The organism is Bacillus salitolerans (assembly GCF_042680805.1).
GTDB classification, from domain to species: Bacteria; Bacillota; Bacilli; order Bacillales; family SA4; genus Bacillus_CJ; species Bacillus_CJ salitolerans.
Genome location: NZ_JBHUEM010000045.1, coordinates 92,268 through 113,558, shown reverse-complemented (window position 1 = coordinate 113,558; position 21,291 = coordinate 92,268). Strand labels below are relative to the sequence as shown.

The 21,291-nt window shown below is 35.2% G+C and carries 19 protein-coding genes, 1 other RNA gene and 2 pseudogenes; 18 read left to right on the top strand and 4 right to left on the bottom strand.

Going from position 1 to position 21,291, the window contains the following annotated elements:
- The first annotated feature begins 334 nt into the window (after positions 1-334).
- From ACFSCX_RS18295 to ACFSCX_RS18275, 5 genes are all read left to right on the top strand, one after another.
- A complete protein-coding gene (locus ACFSCX_RS18295) occupies positions 335-658 on the top strand; it encodes a CotD family spore coat protein (protein ID WP_377929680.1) in 324 nt (107 codons plus the stop codon).
- A 199-nt stretch (positions 659-857) separates the two neighbouring features.
- Positions 858-1,427 (top strand): SLOG family protein, encoded by a 570-nt coding sequence (locus ACFSCX_RS18290; RefSeq protein WP_377929679.1) that lies wholly within the window; start codon positions 858-860, stop codon positions 1,425-1,427.
- 125 nt (positions 1,428-1,552) lie between these two features.
- On the top strand, positions 1,553-1,849 hold the full coding sequence (gpsB, locus tag ACFSCX_RS18285; protein ID WP_377929825.1) for a cell division regulator GpsB: 297 nt from the start codon (positions 1,553-1,555) through the stop codon (positions 1,847-1,849).
- A gap of 78 nt (positions 1,850-1,927) precedes the next feature.
- An RNA gene (gene rnpB, locus ACFSCX_RS18280) (RNase P RNA component class B) lies at positions 1,928-2,320 on the top strand.
- A gap of 246 nt (positions 2,321-2,566) precedes the next feature.
- Complete coding sequence (locus tag ACFSCX_RS18275; RefSeq protein ID WP_377929678.1) at positions 2,567-3,712, top strand: THUMP domain-containing class I SAM-dependent RNA methyltransferase; 1,146 nt, start codon at positions 2,567-2,569, stop codon at positions 3,710-3,712.
- Positions 3,713-3,749: 37 nt separating this feature from the next.
- Here ACFSCX_RS18275 and ACFSCX_RS18270 read toward each other — a convergent pair whose 3' ends face one another.
- Positions 3,750-3,953, bottom strand: a complete 204-nt coding sequence (locus ACFSCX_RS18270) for a TM2 domain-containing protein (protein ID WP_377929677.1) — start codon at positions 3,951-3,953, stop codon at positions 3,750-3,752.
- Between the two features lie 206 nt (positions 3,954-4,159).
- On the opposite strand from ACFSCX_RS18270, the gene ACFSCX_RS18265 reads away from it, so the two are divergent.
- The 8 genes and pseudogenes from ACFSCX_RS18265 to ACFSCX_RS18230 all read left to right on the top strand — a co-directional run bounded on the left by ACFSCX_RS18265 (position 4,160) and on the right by ACFSCX_RS18230 (position 12,706).
- Positions 4,160-4,348 (top strand): DUF3921 family protein, encoded by a 189-nt coding sequence (locus ACFSCX_RS18265; RefSeq protein ID WP_377929676.1) that lies wholly within the window; start codon positions 4,160-4,162, stop codon positions 4,346-4,348.
- A gap of 93 nt (positions 4,349-4,441) precedes the next feature.
- Positions 4,442-6,373 (top strand): ATP-dependent DNA helicase, encoded by a 1,932-nt coding sequence (locus ACFSCX_RS18260; RefSeq protein WP_377929675.1) that lies wholly within the window; start codon positions 4,442-4,444, stop codon positions 6,371-6,373.
- A gap of 58 nt (positions 6,374-6,431) precedes the next feature.
- Entirely contained in the window at positions 6,432-7,946 is a 1,515-nt protein-coding gene (locus ACFSCX_RS18255; RefSeq protein WP_377929674.1) for a carboxypeptidase M32, read from the top strand.
- A gap of 470 nt (positions 7,947-8,416) precedes the next feature.
- A complete protein-coding gene (locus ACFSCX_RS18250; RefSeq protein ID WP_377929673.1) occupies positions 8,417-9,421 on the top strand; it encodes a S66 family peptidase in 1,005 nt (334 codons plus the stop codon).
- A 159-nt stretch (positions 9,422-9,580) separates the two neighbouring features.
- A pseudogene (locus ACFSCX_RS18245) lies at positions 9,581-9,871 on the top strand (histidine phosphatase family protein); the annotation flags it as partial.
- Between the two features lie 192 nt (positions 9,872-10,063).
- Complete coding sequence (locus ACFSCX_RS18240) at positions 10,064-10,279, top strand: hypothetical protein (RefSeq protein ID WP_377929672.1); 216 nt, start codon at positions 10,064-10,066, stop codon at positions 10,277-10,279.
- Positions 10,280-10,404: 125 nt separating this feature from the next.
- A complete protein-coding gene (locus tag ACFSCX_RS18235) occupies positions 10,405-10,707 on the top strand; it encodes a hypothetical protein (protein ID WP_377929671.1) in 303 nt (100 codons plus the stop codon).
- A gap of 994 nt (positions 10,708-11,701) precedes the next feature.
- Complete coding sequence (locus ACFSCX_RS18230) at positions 11,702-12,706, top strand: DUF3231 family protein (RefSeq protein WP_377929670.1); 1,005 nt, start codon at positions 11,702-11,704, stop codon at positions 12,704-12,706.
- A gap of 420 nt (positions 12,707-13,126) precedes the next feature.
- Here ACFSCX_RS18230 and ACFSCX_RS18225 read toward each other — a convergent pair whose 3' ends face one another.
- Entirely contained in the window at positions 13,127-13,336 is a 210-nt protein-coding gene (locus tag ACFSCX_RS18225; RefSeq protein WP_377929669.1) for a methionine aminopeptidase, read from the bottom strand.
- Between the two features lie 162 nt (positions 13,337-13,498).
- Here ACFSCX_RS18225 and ACFSCX_RS18220 point away from each other — a divergent pair, with 162 nt between their 5' ends.
- On the top strand, positions 13,499-14,470 hold the full coding sequence (locus ACFSCX_RS18220) for a sodium-dependent bicarbonate transport family permease (protein WP_377929668.1): 972 nt from the start codon (positions 13,499-13,501) through the stop codon (positions 14,468-14,470).
- A 688-nt stretch (positions 14,471-15,158) separates the two neighbouring features.
- Entirely contained in the window at positions 15,159-15,932 is a 774-nt protein-coding gene (locus tag ACFSCX_RS18215; protein WP_377929667.1) for an SDR family NAD(P)-dependent oxidoreductase, read from the top strand.
- A 141-nt stretch (positions 15,933-16,073) separates the two neighbouring features.
- Here the strand turns inward: ACFSCX_RS18215 and ACFSCX_RS18210 are convergent, their stop codons facing one another.
- Both ACFSCX_RS18210 and ACFSCX_RS18205 read right to left on the bottom strand, forming a co-directional pair.
- The gene (locus tag ACFSCX_RS18210) at positions 16,074-16,580 is read right to left on the bottom strand and encodes a hypothetical protein (protein WP_377929666.1); all 507 of its coding nucleotides are present in this window, start codon (positions 16,578-16,580) and stop codon (positions 16,074-16,076) included.
- A gap of 56 nt (positions 16,581-16,636) precedes the next feature.
- Positions 16,637-17,274: pseudogene (locus ACFSCX_RS18205) on the bottom strand (IS1595 family transposase); the annotation flags it as partial.
- A 514-nt stretch (positions 17,275-17,788) separates the two neighbouring features.
- Between ACFSCX_RS18205 and ACFSCX_RS18200 the strand changes: the two are divergent.
- The 3 genes from ACFSCX_RS18200 to ACFSCX_RS18190 all read left to right on the top strand — a co-directional run bounded on the left by ACFSCX_RS18200 (position 17,789) and on the right by ACFSCX_RS18190 (position 21,265).
- On the top strand, positions 17,789-18,895 hold the full coding sequence (locus ACFSCX_RS18200) for a PRK06851 family protein (protein WP_377929665.1): 1,107 nt from the start codon (positions 17,789-17,791) through the stop codon (positions 18,893-18,895).
- A 709-nt stretch (positions 18,896-19,604) separates the two neighbouring features.
- Entirely contained in the window at positions 19,605-20,702 is a 1,098-nt protein-coding gene (locus ACFSCX_RS18195; RefSeq protein ID WP_377929664.1) for a type III polyketide synthase, read from the top strand.
- Complete coding sequence (locus ACFSCX_RS18190; protein WP_377929663.1) at positions 20,702-21,265, top strand: isoprenylcysteine carboxyl methyltransferase family protein; 564 nt, start codon at positions 20,702-20,704, stop codon at positions 21,263-21,265. The genes ACFSCX_RS18195 and ACFSCX_RS18190 overlap by 1 nt, the downstream gene beginning before the upstream one ends.
- Positions 21,266-21,291: the final 26 nt, after the last annotated feature.

The following is a 21,291-nucleotide window of genomic DNA, read 5'->3' as shown; positions in this document are numbered from 1 at the left end:
TAACTTATGTCGAATGAGACCAAATAACACTCTTTCTAAAAATTTCTTGTTGTTTTTTGACGAAGGGAATTATAAAATCTTCAGTTGTAAACAATCTACAACTAGGGGAGAGCACAATTGAGGAAAGTATTACTTTTTATATTTTTCTTTATGATATGTTTAACAATTCTTGTTTTTTCTGAATTCAAGCAAAGTATTCACTTTCTGTTTTAGTAGGCATTTATCATGAAGAACATTATTTTTTCTAAAAATAGGTGTTTGCATTAGTACATGTATACCTCTTTCTTCATAGGCTATTACTGTAAATACTAAAAAGATGAAAGGAGAAATTAGTATGTACGGAAGACCAAATGTTATGCCACCTATTGTCTACCCAACGAAATGCTGTGTGAAACACGCTTATACAAATACAATCGTTCCACACATTCATCCAAGTCATACAACTAATGTGCTTCACCATAACTATCAACACAATCATTATTTCCCTCATACGGAATCAGTTGTAAATGAGGTTTCAAACCAACAATTTGTATGCCCTGGTCCTTACCCAGGTATGGGCCCAGGTGCCCCAGGAGTTGCTCCAGGTATGGCCCCAGGCATGGCTCCAGGCGCAATGGCTCCAGGCGCAATGGCTCCAGGAAACATGATGAGAAAATAAGGTACTCTGAAACAAGAACTGGCTGTTGTCAGTTCTTGTTTTTTTACATTAGGAACGATAAAAACTCCATTATAGCTTATATTTTTTTCAACATTCTCATCATGATTATTTGGAAAAAACAATGTCCACCTTATTGGTAACGAGCATGGCACTAGCCATCATTTTCTATTACAATATGAATTACTAGGTGGTGAATGAAATGACAAAGGTCGTGGCAATTACAGGCTACAAATCGTTTGAGTTAGGCATTTTCAAGCAAGATCATATAGCCATTCAATACATAAAAAGAGCATTTAGAAAGCGACTTCTTACCTTAATAGAGGGAAATTTAGAATGGATATTAATTAGTGGACAGCTTGGAACGGAACTGTGGGTAGCTGAGGAGATATTTGATCTACAAACTGAATTTCCAAATGTAAAACTTGCTGTCCTAACACCATATTTAGATCAAGAATCGAAATGGAATGATTTCAATAAGGAGCAATATGAGTTTATTGTGTCACAAGCAGATTTTGTTGATAGTATAACCAAGCGTCCGTACGAAAATCCAGGACAATTAAAAGCAAAGAATCAGTTTATAATTCAGAAAAGTGATGCACTTATCGCTTTTTATGATGATGAAAAACAAGGTAGTCCATTATTTATGATTCAAGAAGCAAAGAGAAGAGCAGAACGTGAGGATTACCCGATAATCCTCATTACACCGCTTGATATAGAAGAACTTATTCTTGAAGACAAATATAGTGATCCAGCCAATTGGTCTTCATAAAAAATAATAGAATGAATTAGTGTAACCAGTGATACTAAATCGTAATAATAAGATAAATTGACAATTGTGAAGTTTTTTGAAAAAATAAGAAGAGATGAATGGTATACGTTATAGAGGTGAACAATATGTTATCAGATCGAATAAAGTTAAGTGCAAAAGATATTTTAGAAAAAGAATTCAAATCTGCATTCCGTGGATATAGTCAAGAAGAAGTAGATAAATTTTTAGATTATGTCATTAAAGATTATGAAGTATTCCATCAAGAAATCGAAGAATTACAACAAGAAAACCTTCGTCTAAAAAGACAACTTGAGGATACAAGTAAGCGTCCAACTCCAACAACAGGAAATACAAATTTTGACATTCTAAAACGATTATCTAATTTAGAAAAGCATGTATTTGGAAGCAAATTGTATGATTAATACAAAATGGTAGCTTTGGAATCATTTGATGTTGCGGAATTAACAATAGTGTAATATACTAAATCTTGCTCATCAATGACGTTCGGGTAATCGCTGAATGAGAGATCATGCAGAGGAAAGTCCATGCTCGCACAAGCTGAGATGCTTGTAGTGTTCGTGCCTAGCCAATTCATAAGCTAGGGCAGCCGGGTGTTAAAACCGGTTGACGGCAGGGAAACGACCTACGTCCCTTGGATATGGTCCGACTACCTTGAAAGTGCCACAGTGACGAAGTCTAGCTAGAAATGGCTAGAGTGGAACGAGGTAAACCCCACGAGCGAGAAACCCAAATAATGGTAGGGGCGCGTTCTCTAAGGAATTCAACGATGAGAACGACAGATGTTGTAGACATCTGTAGATAGATGATTACCACCGGAGTACGAGACTCGTCAGTCGATTGTAGTACAATGGTACAAAACATGGCTTACAGAACGTTATTGAGACATCATTAAAAAAGTAAAGCGTTATGTTTTACCATTAGAAGGGTAAAACTATGATTTCTATAGTCGTTAGATAAAGATTTTTTGAAAACGATAGGTAATAACTGTAGCTGAACTTTTCATGAAATTGATTGAGTATAGCTCTCCAATTGGAGAGCTTTTTGCATTATTACTTGTATAAACTTATGTCTACTGCGAAATGATGTTAATATTATATACATAACTAAAGGAGCGACCTATGGGTAAAGTAACCTTAATTGCTACTGCAGCAATGGGAATAGAATCTGTTGTTGCAGAGGAAGTCCGAAGTCTCGGGTATGAAAATTGCGTTGTAGATAATGGAAAAGTAACATTTGAGGCTGATGAACGTGCGATATGTAGAACCAATCTGTGGCTTCGAACTGCTGACCGTATCAAGCTGAAGGTCGGAGAGTTTAAAGCGACAACGTTTGATGAATTGTTTGAGAAAACGAAAAAAATTAAATGGTCAGATTTTATCCCAAAAGATGCTGAATTCCCTGTGATAGGCAAATCTGTTAAATCAAAATTATTTAGCGTTTCTGATTGTCAAGGAATAGTAAAAAGAGCAGTTGTTGAAAGCTTGAAAAATACATATAAAGACGTTACTTGGTTTGAAGAAACAGGTCCTCTTTATAGAATTGAAGTTGCCTTACTTAAAGATATCGTAACACTAACCATTGATACGAGTGGTGCTGGTCTTCATAAGCGAGGATATCGAGTTGATCAAGGGGAAGCTCCGCTAAAGGAAACATTAGCTGCAACTTTAATAAAGCTAACCAATTGGAACGCTGATCGCCCGTTAATCGATCCTTTTTGTGGTTCGGGAACGATTCCTATTGAGGCCGCATTAATCGGTCAAAACATTGCTCCAGGGTTTAATCGAGATTTTGTGTCAGAAAAATGGTCATTTATTGATTCGAAGCTTTGGGATGAAGCAAGAGAGGAAGCAGAAGATTTAGCGAAATATGACCAACCTCTTTCGATTATGGGTACTGATATTGATCATCGAATGGTGAATATCTCTAAAGATAACGCCTTTGAAGCAGGATTAGGGGATCTGCTTACTTTCAAGCAAATGCAAGTAACCGATATAACGTCAAAAGATGAATATGGAGTAATTATTGGAAACCCACCATACGGTGAACGTCTAGGTGATAAACCGATTGTCGAGAAATTGTATAGAGATATGGGAAAAGCATTTGAAAGTCTTCCTACTTGGTCAGTTTACATGTTAACCTCTCATGAAGGCTTTGAGGAGCTATACGGGAAGAAAGCTACAAAGAAGCGAAAGCTGTTTAATGGGTTTATCAAAACGGACTATTATCAGTACTGGGGACCAAGGCCGCCAAGAAGAGAACAATAATCAGAGCCTTTTCCTGATTAGAGAGGCTCTGTAATCGTTATTTTGAATATTTAGCGTGAAACTCTTCGTCTGTTTTTACTAGATAAAGTATACCTTCAATAAGACCGATAATTCCAGGTATCCCTGTCCAGCTAAATAATAGGTAAAGGATGCCTTGCCAAATCTTACCTAAGTAAAATTTGTGAATCCCGAATGAGCCAAGTAAAATTCCTAGAATGCCCGCTACTATACGACTTTTCATGCTCTCTCCCTCCAATACTGGAACTAGAAAGTCTTGAGTAAAAGTGAACGGTCTTTGTTTAAAGTTTCCCGAATTTTTTATGTTTCTATTAAAAAATATGTGCTTTTTCACTCATTCATGATTCTAATTTTATGTATACCTTATTTTTGTCACGCATATACTGTTTACTGTTCAAAATTTAGAATTGTAGGAGTGGAAACAACAATATGCATTGTGATCAACTTGATTTCAATCGAATCTTTAGAGCCCTAAAGGATACATATACTACGTTAGGAGCAGAGTCAGCCTCTAGCCAGGAGTTAACCGGAATGAGTGAGGCACAAGAAAATTATTTACATGCACTGTCACACGCAACCTTAATCGACCCAAAATTACTTAAATATATACAGGACTAAGTAGTTTTCCATAATGGAAAACTTTTCTTTTTGAAGGAATCGCTCCAATCATTAACGAAGTTAACAATTTGATAAATATGCTGGAGGTAGTACATGTTGAATCAGAAGCTTCCGTTTGAAGTTGGTAAAACGGATAATTTTTTTACTAAATTAAATGAATGGGTTGGAGATGTGTTTTATGATATCCTTCCTGATGCAGGATTTGAATTAAGAGATGAACAAATATACATGGCATTTCAGCTTGAGAAAGCGTTTAAAGACAAAAAAGTGATGTTTGCTGAAGCTGGTGTAGGAACAGGTAAAACGATCGTATATTTGTTATATGCAATTTGTTATGCACGTTTCGTTGGAAAGCCAGCTATTATTGCTTGTGCGGATGAAACATTAATTGAGCAGCTCGTAAAGCAAGAAGGAGATATTGCAAAAATTGCAAAATATTTAAATGTAGTAATCGATTCAAGATTAGCAAAATCACCAGGGCAATATGTTTGTCTAAATAAATTAGACGAACGAATTGCTGCTTCACCATCTGAAAAAGAAAATAAGATGTTCGAACAGCTTCCGGATTTTGTTCACGATACAAGTGGATTTCAAAGGTTTTACCACTATGGTGATCGAAAAGAGTATCCCCACTTTACAGATGAAGAATGGCGAAATGTTGCTTGGGATCACTTTCAAGATTGCTTTGCATGCTCGAAGAGGCATCGTTGTGGTCAAACGTTAACTCGCGATTATTACCGTAAAGCAAGTGATATTATTATTTGTTCACATGATTTTTATATGGAGCATATTTGGACAGCCGAATCAAGAAAGAGAGAAGGACAATTACCGCTACTTCCAGATGCAAGTAGTGTTGTTTTCGATGAAGGTCACCTAGTAGAATATGCCGCACAAAAAGCTCTTACCTATCGTGTAAAAGAGAGAACTCTAGAGGATCTACTAACAAGATTACTTGGAAATGATTTACGTGAGGAATTTGCAGAATTGGTTGAGGAAGCCTTAGAGAATAATGCATATTTCTTTGACCTATTAAAGGAGAATAGCAATGAGGTAGCAGGTTCTTCACGAATGGAGATATCTTTTACTGAGGTACTTTTAGATCAATCTAAGAAGTTGTATCAAAAAATTGTAGATATTGGAGAGTCGCTAGTTTTTGAAGGAGAATTACATACAATTAATCATTATGACCTTCGTATTGTAGAGGAACATTTAGACCAGATGGAGTACTCCCTTAAGCTGTTTTTACAAACTGAGAATGTTATATCATGGGTAGAAATAGATATTGACAGCTATCACTTGGTAATCATGCCAAGAACGGTTCAAGAAGTCTTAAGTGAATCGGTATTTTCTCAAAAAATTCCTTTTATTTTTTCTTCTGCAACCTTGTCGCAAAATGGTGATTTTACTTATCTTTCTAACAGCTTAGGAGTGGAGAGCTACCATTCATTTTCAGTTGCATCTCCTTTTGACTATGAAGAGCAAATGAGTATTTATCTAAAAGGAATGACGAGTAGCCACACCTTAGAGGACAAGCTAGCCATCACCCTTGAGCAGTTAGGAAAAACAAATGGACAAGCTTTACTACTTTTCAATACAGAAGAAGAACTTAAGCAGTTTAAAGAGGCAGTAACTCCGGTTTCTAAGTACAAGTTTTTGTTTGAAGGAGACAAAGAAATTAGTGACCTTGTTTCGACCTTTCAAAACGACGTCGAATCTGTTCTTTGTGCCGTACACCTATGGGAAGGGCTAGATATACCAGGGCCATCACTCTCAAACGTTGTCATATGGTCCCTACCGTTCCCACCTAATGATCCTGTTTTCCAATCAAAGCGTAAACAAGTGTCTGATTTCCTGTGGGAAGTTGAGGTTCCTTATATGATTTTACGATTAAGACAAGGTATCGGGCGTTTAATAAGGACAAGTGAGGATCAAGGAATCATCACTTTATTTATTCCAGAAAAGCTCGATACAAAGCTACTTGAGACCATTATTGAAGCATGCCCAACAAGTCCACAAAAAATATAAAAAGGAACTTTCCTATTTTTGGAGAAATTTAACTAGGTAATTAATAAGAGGGGGAAGTATGACAATGATTCAAGATACAGAGAAAAAGTTTTTAGATCATGTAAAAAAAATGGCTGCGTATAATGAAGCGCTAGGTTTAATGTACTGGGATCTTCGCACCGGTGCACCTAAGAATGGTATTGAACAACGCTCAGAGGTTTTAGGCGTTCTATCGTCTGAGGTATTTGCTATGTCTACTTCTGATGAAATGGCAAGCTACATCGAGGTATTGTCTACTCCAGAAGCTCAAGAGCAAATCTCTGAAATCACTAAAATGTCAGTCCGAGAATGTAAGAAAGATTATGAGAAAAATAAGAAGATTCCAGCGATTGAATATCGAGAGTATGTCATTTTACAATCAAAGGCCGAATCTGCTTGGGAACAAGCAAAGGCTGAATCGGATTTTTCAGCATTCCAGCCCTACTTAGAAAAGCTAGTAGAATTTAACAAAAAGTTCATCAACTACTGGGGCTATGAAGGTAATAAATATAATACTCTTCTAGATGACTATGAACCAGGTGTAACGGTTGAAATTTTAGATAAAGTGTTCGGACAATTAAGAGAAAGTATTGTGCCTTTAGTACAGCGTATAGCAGCGTCGGAGCATAAGCCAGTAACTGATTTCTTATTCCAACCATTTCCAAAAGATAAGCAAAAAGATTTTAGTTTAGCTGTATTAAAGGAGTTAGGATACAACTTTGATTCTGGTAGACTTGATGAGACGGTTCATCCTTTTGCCACTGGTCTTAACCCTGGTGATGTTCGCGTCACAACCAAATATGATGAAAATGATTTTAGAACAGCTGTATTTGGAACAATCCATGAATGTGGACATGCACTATATGAGCAAAATATATCTCCTGAATTAATTGGTACTCCACTTTGTGGTGGTACTTCTATGGGGATCCATGAATCGCAATCTTTATTCTACGAAAATTTTGTAGGTCGTGATTTTCATTTTTGGAAGCGCAACTATAGTGTTTTAAAAGAATATGCTAACGGACAATTCGATAACGTTTCTCTTGAGGATTATTACAGAGCTATCAATGAGTCGAAGCCATCTCTTATTAGAATTGAGGCAGATGAATTAACATACTCATTGCATGTAATGGTTCGATATGAAATAGAGAAAGGGCTATTTAATGATGAAATCGAAGTCAAGGATCTGCCTGAAATTTGGAATAACAAAATGGAGGAATACTTAGGTGTCAGACCAGATAATGATGCACAAGGTGTACTCCAGGATGTTCACTGGTCAGGCGGAGCATTCGGCTATTTCCCATCTTATGCACTAGGCTATATGTATGCTGCACAAATTAAGGAAGCCATGTTAAAGGATTTACCTCATTATGATCAATTGGTAGAAGAAGGAAATCTTATTCAAATACGTGAATGGTTAACGGAGAAGATTCACCGTCATGGTGGCATGAAAAAGCCATTAGAAATACTAAATGATGTAACTGGTGAAGGCTTAAACGCACAGCATTTAATCAATTATTTAGAAAAGAAGTATGCTGAGGTATATAAGCTATAAAAGTGTAAGGACCAATTTTAAGTAGTTCCGATTCAGTGGAGAGACATGGAAATAGCATATTCATTAGCAGACCAAGTAGCATTTTACTTGGTCTCTTACTTTTTTCTTATATATCAACGTGGATAATAACATTTAAATTATCTAAAAATCGCAACCGAAATATCCTATTGAGGGTCTATTTAATTTGAAAAGAAAGATCTACCGAAAAAGCTAAGAGGTTCCAGTAATTTTATTATAGGAGTCTATGTTATGTCTATTGGTATAGTGTTATTTGCAATCATTTGAGGTTTTATCAAGTAAACTTAGACTATAGATTGGTATATAAAACCGTTCTTATTATGCTATAGGGTGCTTTGAGATCAGCTAAGGGCTGTTTTTTTTCTTTATGGGTACGTCTTGTTAAGCAAGAAAATGGTACTATAAAGTTATTCCATAAAATAAACTATTAGTTGTTGAAAGGTTGTTATTCTATGCTAAAACCAAATGCTTTAAAAAATGGAGATACAGTTGGAATTATTACTCCATCGTCTCCAGCACCAGTTCTTTTTAAAGAAAGATACCGAAGAGGGTTGACTCAGTTAGAAAAAATGGGATTTAAGATTATTGAAGGTTCATGTTCGAAGGAAATACAAGCATATCGTTCGAGTTCAATCAGAGCAAGAGCCGAAGAGATAAATGAGTTAATTTATAATGACGATGTGAAAGCAATTATAAGTACAATTGGAGGACTAAATTCCAATTCCTTATTACCTTATATTGACTACGAATATTTAAAAAGTAGCCCAAAAGTTGTGATGGGTTACAGTGATGTTACAGCTCTTTTGTTAGGAATATATGCTAAAACTGGTTTAACCACTTTTTATGGTCCTGCTATTGTTCCTTCTTTCGGGGAATTTCCAGAAATGCTTCCAAAAGGAAAAGAGTATTTTGAAGACATAGTAAAATTAAAAAAGAGAGCTCCGTTCTCGCTAGAAGTGCCATTGGAATGGACAGAAGAAAGATTAGATTGGAACTCACAAATTAGAGGGAAAGAAATGTCGAAAAATGAAGGATGGATAACGCTACGTGAAGGAAATGCCACAGGAAGATTGATTGGTGGAAATTTAAATACTATGTCTGGGTTCATGGGCTCAGAATTCTTTCCAATATTAAAAGGAGCTATATTCTTTATAGAAGATTCCTCTAAAGATATGGCTATCCAAGAGCGTTCTTTAAGTATGCTAAAAGTTGCTGGAGTTTTTGATGAAATTGCAGGATTAATTATTGGTAAGCATGAACATTTTAATGATTTAGGTTCACCATTTTCACTTAATGAATTGATCATTGAAATAATTGGTGATACCAATATTCCAATACTTTCAAATGTAGATATTGGACATACATTCCCTTCACACGTATTTCCAATTGGGATTGAAGTGAACCTAGATGCTACAAAAGGAACAATTATGTTCCTTGAAGATGGTGTATATGAATAAATGTGCTGGTTCTGGTAAATGGTCTTTTCAAAAACAGGATATATTACGAACGTGTGCGATGATCTATGAGGATTTTCCCCTCTCATTGTTTAGATAAAGATCCGTATAGTTAAAGAAGGATATTTCTTCCGATTCTAGAATTGATATTTTTGGGAGACTCCACAGCTGTTTAGTAACGAATCTGTAGAGTCGTTTTTAAAAGTCCAAGAAAGAATGGTGGATACAATAAATATAATAATAAAACAACACCCATTCGAAAATGTACTAATTGTTACACATTCTATTGCACTTAAACTACTTATGGATTACTTTGAAAAAAATGAATTGAAGAATCTCTGGTCAACTCCAGCAATCCCTTCAACAAGTTTGACTTTGGTAGAAATTAAAAATAATGAGCAGGAAGTTATATATAAATACGATACACAACATCTAGTGGAGTTAGTGCGTTAATCTTTATGATTAGCACACTTTTGTTACAAAAAGCAATGAACACTAAAATAAAGTACGTGAAATAAATGACTTAATGTAATGGGGCAAAAATGCAATAAGGAATTCTCACTAATGCAGCTCCTGTTTTACTACTAAGGGATCATAATAATTGAATAACTATTAAAGAATTTCTATGGATAAGGGAGGGATTATATGGTTTTTGAAGTATTAACAGGCCAGCTTTCGGTTGTAATTACCCTTGCTTTTGGGGCATTGTTAATTGTGCTATACCCCTTAATACATAAGGAAAATAAATACTTTGCTTGGTTTAGTATGGTAATGGGCGTTATAGTTTTATTACTATTATTATGGTTTACATTTGGCAATGAGGTTATCAGACATCAAATATTAAAATATGGACTTCATTAAGAATAATTCGAGTAACGGGTATCATCTCTAAGAAGGAGATGTTGCTTTTAGTGTTACTAGTATAAGAAATGTATTTGAAGGATATAGGAGAATAAATATTTTATTGAAAGTTGGATTTAAAACAAATGAGAATATGGTTTTTATTAGGAATAGTACTCGTTTTTATTTCAATGATAATTGCTTTGATAACAGGTTATTTTGAGTTATTAGTTTTTTTTAATTTAATTGTAGGATTAATTAGTTTAGTAATTGCATTATATTTGCATATTGGAATGGTTTGGTTTTACCGCTATAACCAATTTAGAAATAATCATGTTCATGCAGATTACAAAGGACGGAATCGTCTTAAGTATAAGTTTGTTTCATTTGGGATACCGAATGTTGTTGTTGGTGAAATAGTAAACAGAGTTTTTGATATTTGGAATTAGTGGAATATATAGTATAGCAAGCTTTGGTATATAGTACTTCTTACTTTAAGTTATCAGTGTTCCTCAACTAAAGGGATCAAGAATTGAATAAGTAATATGATCAGCTGGGGCTCATCATTTTTTTTCATAGGGTCGAATACTTTAGGAAGAAAATGCAACACTATTTTACAAGAAAATTAGGAAGTTTCATTAAAGGCGAAATTTATGAGTGGGATGGCCTTATTCAATCATTTGAACAATAAGATTAAGAAAAAACATATTCTTTCTTAATTATTATAATGGGAGCGAATGTTGAATAGCCAAATGGGATCAGCTACTGCTGATGCCTCTTTTTTATGGGTTCGGAAAGTGGAACAAGAAATCATAAATTTTGAGGAATAATTGGAATTTAACGGTTAAATTTAAATGGATAGTAGTCATTTTCTAATCAAGATAACGTGAGATAAAGTTAGAATTATATGTTTGATAATTTAAGGAAATTCACACCTCCTGAAAAGAGTTTAATGTCTTTAAGCTTATAAAATATAGTTTTGAGCAACAACTGCCCATTTCTACTTTGTCTATGTTAGGTTTCTTTGATGGTTTACACTGCAGGGATATAAAAGGTACTCATTTGAAACTACGGGAGGGCAAGACAGGCAATGCTAAACGCCAGATCATAGGCCCTGCGTTACGTAAAGCTTGTAGGCTTTTCCCTTTAATGGAGGAGAGATCTAGAAGGATTCTCTCTTTTTGTTTGTTTAATATATGGAAATTACTTGGTGATAATAGTAAGGAAGTAAAAAAGTAAGAAAGGGAGGTCTAAGCTTGTTTAAAATAGTAAAGGATAGTTCAAAAAGACAAATTACTTTCCAAAGGAAATTAGACAATGATTAAGTATCTTTCAAGGGGACAATGTTGCACATGTTTTTGAAAATGGAACGGTCAATGTGGAAAAATTAAAGAGTTACTTGAAATCTAAAAGTAGTAAAACGATTTTATTGGAGGTTATTATGTGGAACATAACGTTGAACTTACATCAGCAGAAATAGCAAATCTTTGGAGTCAATATATAAATGATTCATTATCCTTATGTATCCTTACTCATTCTATTGAACAGGCAAAAGATGAAGAGATTAAGGATATACTTGTAATTGCTCGTAGCCTTGCAGAATCCCATATAGAAAAAATCACTGAATTTTTTATTCAAGAGAATTTTCCTATCCCAAAAGGATTTTCAATAAAAGAAGATGTTAATATCAATGCTCCTGCTCTATTTACAGATACATTTATGTTGATCTATATGCATGTTATGACATTGCTTGGATTGACAGGCTACGCAGGTGCAGTAGCGACATCTTCTCGATCTGACCAAATAAAATACTTTGTTCAATGTAATACAGAAGCGATGGAATTATATGAACGCATCGCAAATGTATTGCTGAAAAAAGGGATTTATAGTAAACCCCCACGAATTAATACACCAAAGGAAGTTGAATTTGTAAATAATCAACGATATTTAACTGGTTGGTTTGGTAAAAAACGACCTTTAAGTGCTGTTGAAATTAGTGGTATTAGCTTCAATATGGTAAAGGTTATTGTTAAAGTCGTATTAGAAATTGGATTTGGACAAGTTTGCCAAAACAAAGATGTTAGGAAATATTTTCAAAGGGGCAAAAGTATTTGTGAAAAACAATTCAACAAACTAAGTGATTCTTTAACTAAAGATGAATTGGCATCACCTGCTTCATGGGTATCCGAAATAACAAGTTCAACAGTTTCTCCTTTTTCGGATAAATTGATGTTAAATCATATTGTAATTTTGGTTTCCGCCGCAGTAGGTTATTATGGAGCAGGTATGTCTGTTTCCCAAAGAAGAGACTTAGCTGTTGAATATATAAGTCTTTTGACTGAGATAGGGTTATATGCAGAGGATGGGGCCCAACTATTGATAAAATACGGATGGTTGGAGCAACCACCGTTAGCTGATGACCGAGAAAATTTAGCAAGTGAAAAGTAATGTATGCCTTATGCAAAGTACCATTTTCCATGTCGGATAAAGGTACTTTTTTTGAGCTATGACACTTATAGACGTAAAAAAGCACCTTACAGAAGGATGCTCTATCTTTTGCACGAACTCAATTTATTTCATAAGAAGATTACCACTCATCCTTCATCATCAGGTGTGGGAGTTGTCGAAGCAATCAGTTGTATCAGTCTCATCATCATTCTCTTAAAATGTTTGTCCATCAGACTCGTTTTCAGTAGTACGGTCATAATCATTAGAATCATTTTGTACCATAAATACTGTCACCTCCTTCGTGTATATATTTTATAGTAAATCACTTTAACTTTGCTGAAGCACGCTCCTACAATCAAAATGCCTCTTTGTAAATCCTTATTAATATCGATACTTTTGTTGGTTTTGAGGTGCCATTGGTTACCTTAACTCATCCCACTTTGTGTACATTCCCGTTCCGTTACAGCCTGTACAATCGAGGTTATTATTATAATAGGAAAATTCATAAGCAGAGTAGCCGTAAATCCCTAAACCACCACATTGGGGACATCTCCCCTTTTCCCTCATAGTTGATACATACTTCTCTTGTCTCGAAGCATTCCATTCTGATAGTTTATTAAAAAGCCCCATGACTTTCACCTCATCTTTTTTTACTACTAGGTTTGCCTATAAGTCTAAATTTATCCAAAAAAATTTTAGGGAGAAGTTGAATGACATTGTAAGAGAATAGAAATATAGGTAAGATAGTAGTAGCATTTCTTACACCAATTGGAGGAGGAACAAATAATTTAAATGGATCTTATTATTGATATAGTTCATGCTAATTTATTATCACCAATGATTTTGTTCTTTGTCATGGGTATTCTGGCTGTCATTGTAAACTCAGATTTAAAGGTACCAGAAGCCTTTTATAGCGGATATACAATGATTATCTTATTTACGATTGGTATAAAGGGTGGAATCGAACTTAGAAATATTAGCTTTATGACCATGATCCTACCACTACTTGCCGCCATCTTTTTAAGTCTCATCATGCTTGCAATTGCATTTGTATTTTTACATAAGGTATTTAAGTTTTCATTGACTGATTCAATTGGAACAGCTGCTCATTATGGTTCAGTGAGTGCTGTTACCTTCATTGCTGGCCTTGGTTTCCTTGATAAAATTGGTGTTAGCTATGAAAGCTATATATCAGCCATATTAGTAGTGATGGAAGGACCGGCTATTATAGTAGCGATCATTATTTATAATATGATCAATAAGGGAGCTAATCAAAAAGCAAATTTAACCTTTGCCATTAAAGATGCGTTTTTTGGTAAAAGTATCTTCCTGCTTATTGGAGGAATTGTTATTGGATTAGTTGCACATAAAGAGGGATTACTAAAAATTCAACCTTTATTTGGAGATTTATTTTACGGATTGTTATGTATCTTTTTATTACATATAGGAATGGTTGCAACCCTTCAAATTAGAAAAATCAAAGGGTTTAAAATACATACCTTCGCCTTTGCTTTTATTCTTCCAATCATTGGGGGTGTGATAGGAGTATTTGTTGGTTCTCTTATAGGTATGTCCATTGGAGGTACTTTCATGCTAGGTGTATTGACTGCTAGTTCATCTTACATTGCAGCACCTGCCGCAATAGGACATGCTATTCCTTCCGCAAACTCAGGTATATATTTAGGCTCATCCTTAGGTTTAACGTTACCATTTAATTTAATTGTAGGAATACCGCTTTATTACTGGTTAAGTACTATCTTATAATTTTCAAAATTAGTAGGTAAACTTCATCTATCCTAGTAGTTAGTAAATGCTTCACTGATGGTGGAGCATTTATTTGGTATCTTCTGTTGGTAAGTGTCATAATTTTCATATAAAATAAGCTTAATATAGCAAAAAATGGGGTAAATTTAACGAATCTTACAATATAGTCATGAATTTGTAAAAAGAAAAGAATGCCAGGTGTTTTATACAATAAAGTTTCCGATTAACAAATGGTTGTTTTAACCTGTATTGGGACCTAGACCTAGATTAGTAGAATTACTTCCAAAGGCGATGAATATTCGTAACAGTGATGCCAAAATCATTAAGAATGCAGGTGAGCAGGATCGCATCCATTTAGGAGTATTATGCGAAGTATTTTAGTTGCCGATTATGCTTTGAAGATGAAATCTATGTCATTGGTCATCATGATGGAGAATGGGAGGCATGCATGCAAATCCTGTTTTAGAAAAAGCTATAGAGGCTGGAGTATCTTCAGGAGAATAGATATTTTGCAACATGCAAGAATTAATATTGAGGTATTTTTAAAGTGTAGAAGCGAGTGTCAGTGAGTTTGTTAATATGATAAAAAACCATCCTTTTTTACCAGGGAACATTGTTTCACCTGGATTAACCATTAGTTAGATTTGTGAAGGATGGATATAAATAACTAGTAAAGGAGTCATACATAATGTATTTACCTTCATTTCAGCTAGAAGGAAAAATAGCCATCATAACAGGTGCCGGAAGAGGAATTGGGAGAGCGATTGCTATAGGGATGGCAGAGGCCGGGGCAGATGTTGCTCTTTTATCAAGAACTGAAGAGGATTTAGTAGAAGTGGCAGAGCAAATAAGCAAGCTAAAAAGACGTGCACTCCCTATTATCACAGATGTAACCAATCGAGAAAGCATCCAACATGCGATAAGGATGGTAGAAGAAGAATACGGTAAAATTGATATCTTAGTGAATAATGCAGGCATGAATATTCGTTCAAAAGCGTTAGATGTAACGGACGTGGAGTGGCAAACGATCATGGATACAAATTTAAAATCTGCTTTCATGATGTCACAAGAGGTTGCTAAGAGAATGAAGGGGAGCCATGTAAACGGCAGAATTATCAATATTTCCTCAGTCGCAGGTCACGTAGCTCTTCGGACAGGTGTGGTTTACGCAGCAACAAAAGCTGCTATCATTCAAATGACAAAGGTCCTTGCTCTAGAATGGGGAGAATATGGAATCAACGTAAATTCTATCGGGCCTTGGTACTTCAAAACACCTCTTACTGAGAAATTATTGCAAGATGAAGCATACGTAAGTGATATTCTTTCCGTAACACCACTGAAACGTGTAGGAGAATTACCCGAACTAGTTGGACCTGCCGTTTTCTTATCTTCAGATGCTGGTAACTATATAACAGGTCAAACGTTGTTTGTCGATGGTGGAATGACGATTCACGGATTTTAAAATGAAAGCCTGCCTTTTGGCAGGCATTTTTTAAAAGTTAGGCTCTGTTAAACTTTAATGTTGATAATTGGATAAGAAATAAGGAAAACCATACTCTATCAGGGTTTCCCTAGTTTTGCTACTCGAATAAGAGTACAGTGCTTATTTTATCCTTTTAATTGATACCGAATTGTTTGGAAAATGTAATAAAACATTTCCACCTGATGAAAATAACACTTCAAACGAAATTGTTGATTGGTTAATCGGCAAAAATTCTTGATATAACCAATCGTCTATTTCTCTATTAAACATACTTTTTACATTATCATAATTATGATGCTGATACTTATAGTAAGAGACCTTTTCAAAACTCAATACCCATAATTTTTCATTTTCTTTATCTTCAACATCGTTTGAAACAGTGAAATGTACGTTTAAATCAATAAGACTTTTATGTTCCATCTCCATCTTTTTTAAACGATAGTCGTGAAACCCCCAAGAGTTAAAGTGTTCAAAAACATCGTGAGGTAATCGGTCAGCTAAAGTCTTATATATTTCTTGATATTTCTCAACGTTTTGTTGCCATTTTCTATCATTAAGATTAAATTCTTCGTCACTTATATTGTCCATATTTTGAGCCAAAAGCAAATCATATAAATAATATTTCAATTATTATCTCTCCTGTTCGCCTTTAATTCGTCTACCTCACGTTAATTGAATAAGGACTACACATTGAATTTTGAGAAACGTAAACTATCATAAGTATCTGTCATTTCACATACAAATGAAGATAGTAAAAATCCTTTACTATTGTGTCTGGTGCTTTCGTTACTACGACTATCTACGAACAAAAACCAAGCCAGATAATTGTCAAGGTACTTCGTAGCCACACCTTTAAAACGGTCTATCCATTGCTTCATACGAGAGTGGAGACCATTTACATTTTGAATGTGATACTAGCCTTTACTAACGTAATGACCATCGTTTGATTTAATTCTGTAATGTTCTATCCCTTATTCTTTAGCATAGGTTTTGTAGGCTCTCCAAGCATCAGAAACAAGAACGTTCTCTTTTGGAAGTTTTGAACCAATCATACTATCACCTTAGATGTTACGACGTGCCGCATACAAGCAACTTTGGAGGCTGCTTTTGTACGGTCTCTGGCAACCAGAATGCATACTTGTTCGTTGCTAATACCTCTATATTTAGATTTCCCGCCACGTTTATGAGGTTTGCGTTCCGCAATCCCACGTTGACCTTTTTGAGAGTAAAGGAAATAGCTCTCGTCAACTTCAACGATACCTTCAAATTGCTCAACATCCATTTGATTTAATGCACTTAACAGCTTTTGTCTCCAATAAAAAAAATTACTTTTAAATCCAGCTCCAGCGTGCTCAGCCAAGATGAAATGGCGACGATCTTTGCCATTTCATCCTACTCGAAGGAAACAGAAAGATCACTTTATTTTTGGTCAAATAACCTGCCATGAATTAAAGGGAAAACCACCATTTTTTCATGACAGAACATTTGCTCTGCCTTAGGCTGAACGGGGCGCCTTGAGCCTTTTATAAAAGAATGGAGTGTACTACCCTGTTCAGATTTTACACAATGTTTAAGCAATTGAATTTTTGGGTATATGGGAATGACGTAACAACGAATACATTTGTGAAACTCAGACGGGATACCAGCAACTATTTCCATTATTCTTCACAACTTAGGATTCATTATCGATAACTTACAATTTTCGTAGCTTTACACATTACAGTTTAACTACGCCAATAATAATTTACTAGTCCTCTTTGTCACAAAAAGTGTGATTTCCCATATTTTATGAATAGGCAATCCTCTAAGAATGGCTAAGGGAGATGGTTTTGGGTATGGCAAAAATAAAAAACTATTATGCAGGTTCAAACTCAAGTCAAGGCTTTTACTCACTCTATGAAGAAGCGTTAAAAGGGTTAAATAGGTTATATATCTTAAAGGGTGGACCTGGAACAGGCAAATCAACCTTTATGAGAAAGCTTGGCCTAGTAATGATGGATAAAGGTTATGAGCTAGAGTATCTACACTGCTCGAGCGATAATAAATCAATCGACGGAATTGTTATTCCAGCATTGAAGGTAGGAGTTGTGGATGGAACAGCACCACATGTTATTGAGCCGAAATACCCTGGTGTTGTGGAAAAAGTGATTGATCTAGGGGCATATCGTGATGATCATTACTTAACTCAATATAAACAAATTATTATTTCATTAACGAATGATATTAGTACTAGTTTTAAGGCTGCTTATCAAACCATGCAGGAAGCGAAAAAAATCCATCTAAAAAAAGAAGAGATTTATGTTAGTTCTATGGATTTTGACAAGGCAAATCATGTAACAAATGATTTAATTCGTTCAATCTTTGATTTTCCATTTGAAGCAGAAGATAAGCCAACCTTGAAACGAAGATTTTTTGGAGCAGCTACACCAAAGGGTGCTGTGAACTTTATTGATAATATTACAGAAGATTTGTCACGAAGATTTATTATTAAAGGAAGACCTGGTAGTGGTAAATCAACACTAATGAAAAAAATCGGTAAGTATGCTGAAGAAAAGGGACTTTCAGTTGTATATTTTCCTTGTGCATTTGATCCTGGCAGCATGGATATGGTGATTATCCCATCATTAAGTGTTGCTGTTGTTGACGGTACCGCTCCGCATGTTGTAGATCCGTTTAGGCTAAATGACGTAGTTGTTGATATGTTCAAATTGTGTATGGATACAAGTATTGAAGAAAAACAAAGGGAAAGTATTGAACAATTAAATACAGCCTATCAAAATAAAATGACGCTTGCGACGAATTTTTTATCAGAAGCAAAACGACTTCACGATCGGTTGGAAGAATATTATAAAACTGCAATGGATTTTGAGAAAGTTGATCAAAAGAGAGAAGAAGTATTACAAGAAATTCTAACAATCGAAAAGGAAATAGCCTCCAACTAAAACGATATCAACCATCATCATCAATACTAAACGCGGGTAGGAGGTTTTATAGATCAATATAAAATGTCATTCCAAGATCATCCTCACTCCTGTTCTTGACGAGGATGAGTATGATTTGTGAAGACTGCTGAAGATAGCGTAAAAGATGCACTTTTCTCGAAAATCGAACAGTTACCATAAATTGAGAATGTGAAAAAAGACAGAATGCGTTATAATAAAGAAGCACAACAACAACTATAAATTCTCCCAAAACGTTACTTCCCATCATAAGGTGGGGAGTTTTTTTTTAATGAATAAGAAATGATAAGTTTTTAACTGTATCTAATTACGATGTGCTTAGCAATCCGTTTCCAGCGCCCAGCCAAGATGAAAAGGCGACGATCTTTGCCATTTCATTCCTACTCGAGTTCAGATACTGTGAAGCTTCCATCAGTGATTATTTCTAAAGGTTAGTTGATCCAATCGCCTCCAACTGGTGGAATTGTTTTTTACCGCCAGTTGGAGTGGGATAACCCTATATAATTAATGGGGAAAAGCACCCTTTTCTCATTTAGGAACATTTGCTCTTCTTGAGGCTAATCGGGGTTCTCATAGCCTCTTGTGCTAAATCACAATGCCAAATGCCAAACCATGAAGCTTCGGCTTTGTATATTTCGCTGATAAATGGAAAAAGTAAGGATACCAAATTTAGTGAGAAGGAGAAAGCATTTTGCCAAAACTAGCATCTGTCGGTATAAGTGTACCTCCATACCCATTGGATCAACATACATCTATGGAATTTGCAAACGAAATATTTCAAGATTCTTTCAAAGACATTTCTAGATTACTAACGGTTTTCCATAATGGTGATATAGAAGAGCGTAATTTTGTAAAAGACCTTCATTGGTTCAAACAAGATCATACATTTGAAGAAAAAAATAATGCCTATATAGAAAATGCTATCTCATTAAGTGTTCGTGCGATTAAAAACTGCCTCCGAAGCCATACATATGTACATAACGAAATTGAATGCCATGACATTGATGCCATTTTCTTTATATCCTCGACTGGGATATCGACACCGAGTATTGATGCTAAAATTATGAATATACTGCCCTTTTCTCCTCATACAAAACGCATTCCTATATGGGGATTAGGATGTGCTGGAGGAGCGGCTGGGTTATCAAGAGCCTTTGAATATTGCTTGGCTTTTCCAACTTCAAAAGTTTTAGTGGTTGCAGTAGAGCTATGCAGTCTTACGTTTCAAAAGAATGACCGCTCAAAGAGTAATCTTATTGGAACCTCTTTGTTTGCAGATGGAGCAGCTGCCATTTTACTCATTGGTGATAAAGTACAGACGAAGGAATACTTTAAAAAAAACACTCTACCATCCATTGTCGATACCCAATCTACGCTTATGCCTCATTCAGAAGATGTAATGGGCTGGGATGTAAGAAATGAAGGATTATATGTTATTTTTTCAAAGGATATACCGTTAATTATTCGAGAGTGGTTAAAACCAAACGTAGAAAAATTTTTAAAAAAGTATGAATTAAGCATGAATGAGATTAAGCACTTTATTGCACATCCGGGTGGAAAAAAAGTGATTGAGGCATACGAATCAGCGTTAAACCTAACTCACGAAATGACAGAAAGCTCTAGAAACATTTTAAAAAAGCATGGGAACATATCATCTGCCACAGTTTATTATGTAGTAGATGATTTTATGAAAAAAGAGATATCAGATGGTGAATATGGATTAATTGCAGCCCTAGGACCTGGTTTTAGTTCTGAACTTTTATTAGTGAAATGGGAGGAAGGTGCCTAATGCTCTTTTATCTCTTTTTTTCTTATATCCTCCTTCAACGAGTGTTTGAATTGAAGATTGCCAAATCGAATGAAATGTGGATGAAGGAACGCGGGGCAATTGAGTATGGCAGGCAGCATTATCCGATCATAGTAGTATTGCATGTAGCGTTCCTGTTCTTTTTCTTCATTGAGGTGTTAGCCTTTGAAAGGAAACTTTCGAGCTTATGGCTATTTCTATTGTTCCTTTTCATCGTCACACAAGGATTAAGAATATGGGTACTTGCATCACTAGGGAAATTTTGGAACACAAAAATCATTATTTTGCCAAATGCTACGATTGTAAATAAGGGCCCATATCAATATCTGAGGCACCCTAATTATGTGATTGTTGTACTTGAAATTCTTATTATTCCTCTTATGTTTCAAGCGTATTGGACAGCGATTTTCTTTTCGTTATTAAATTTATGGATGCTGTCAATCCGAATTAAGGTTGAAGAAGAAGCTTTAATACAAGAGACCAATTATACAGAGCAGTTTGAAAAGGTATCGAGATTTTCACCCTTTCGAATGAAACGAACATAAAGACTTTTGAGGACTAAATAATTGAT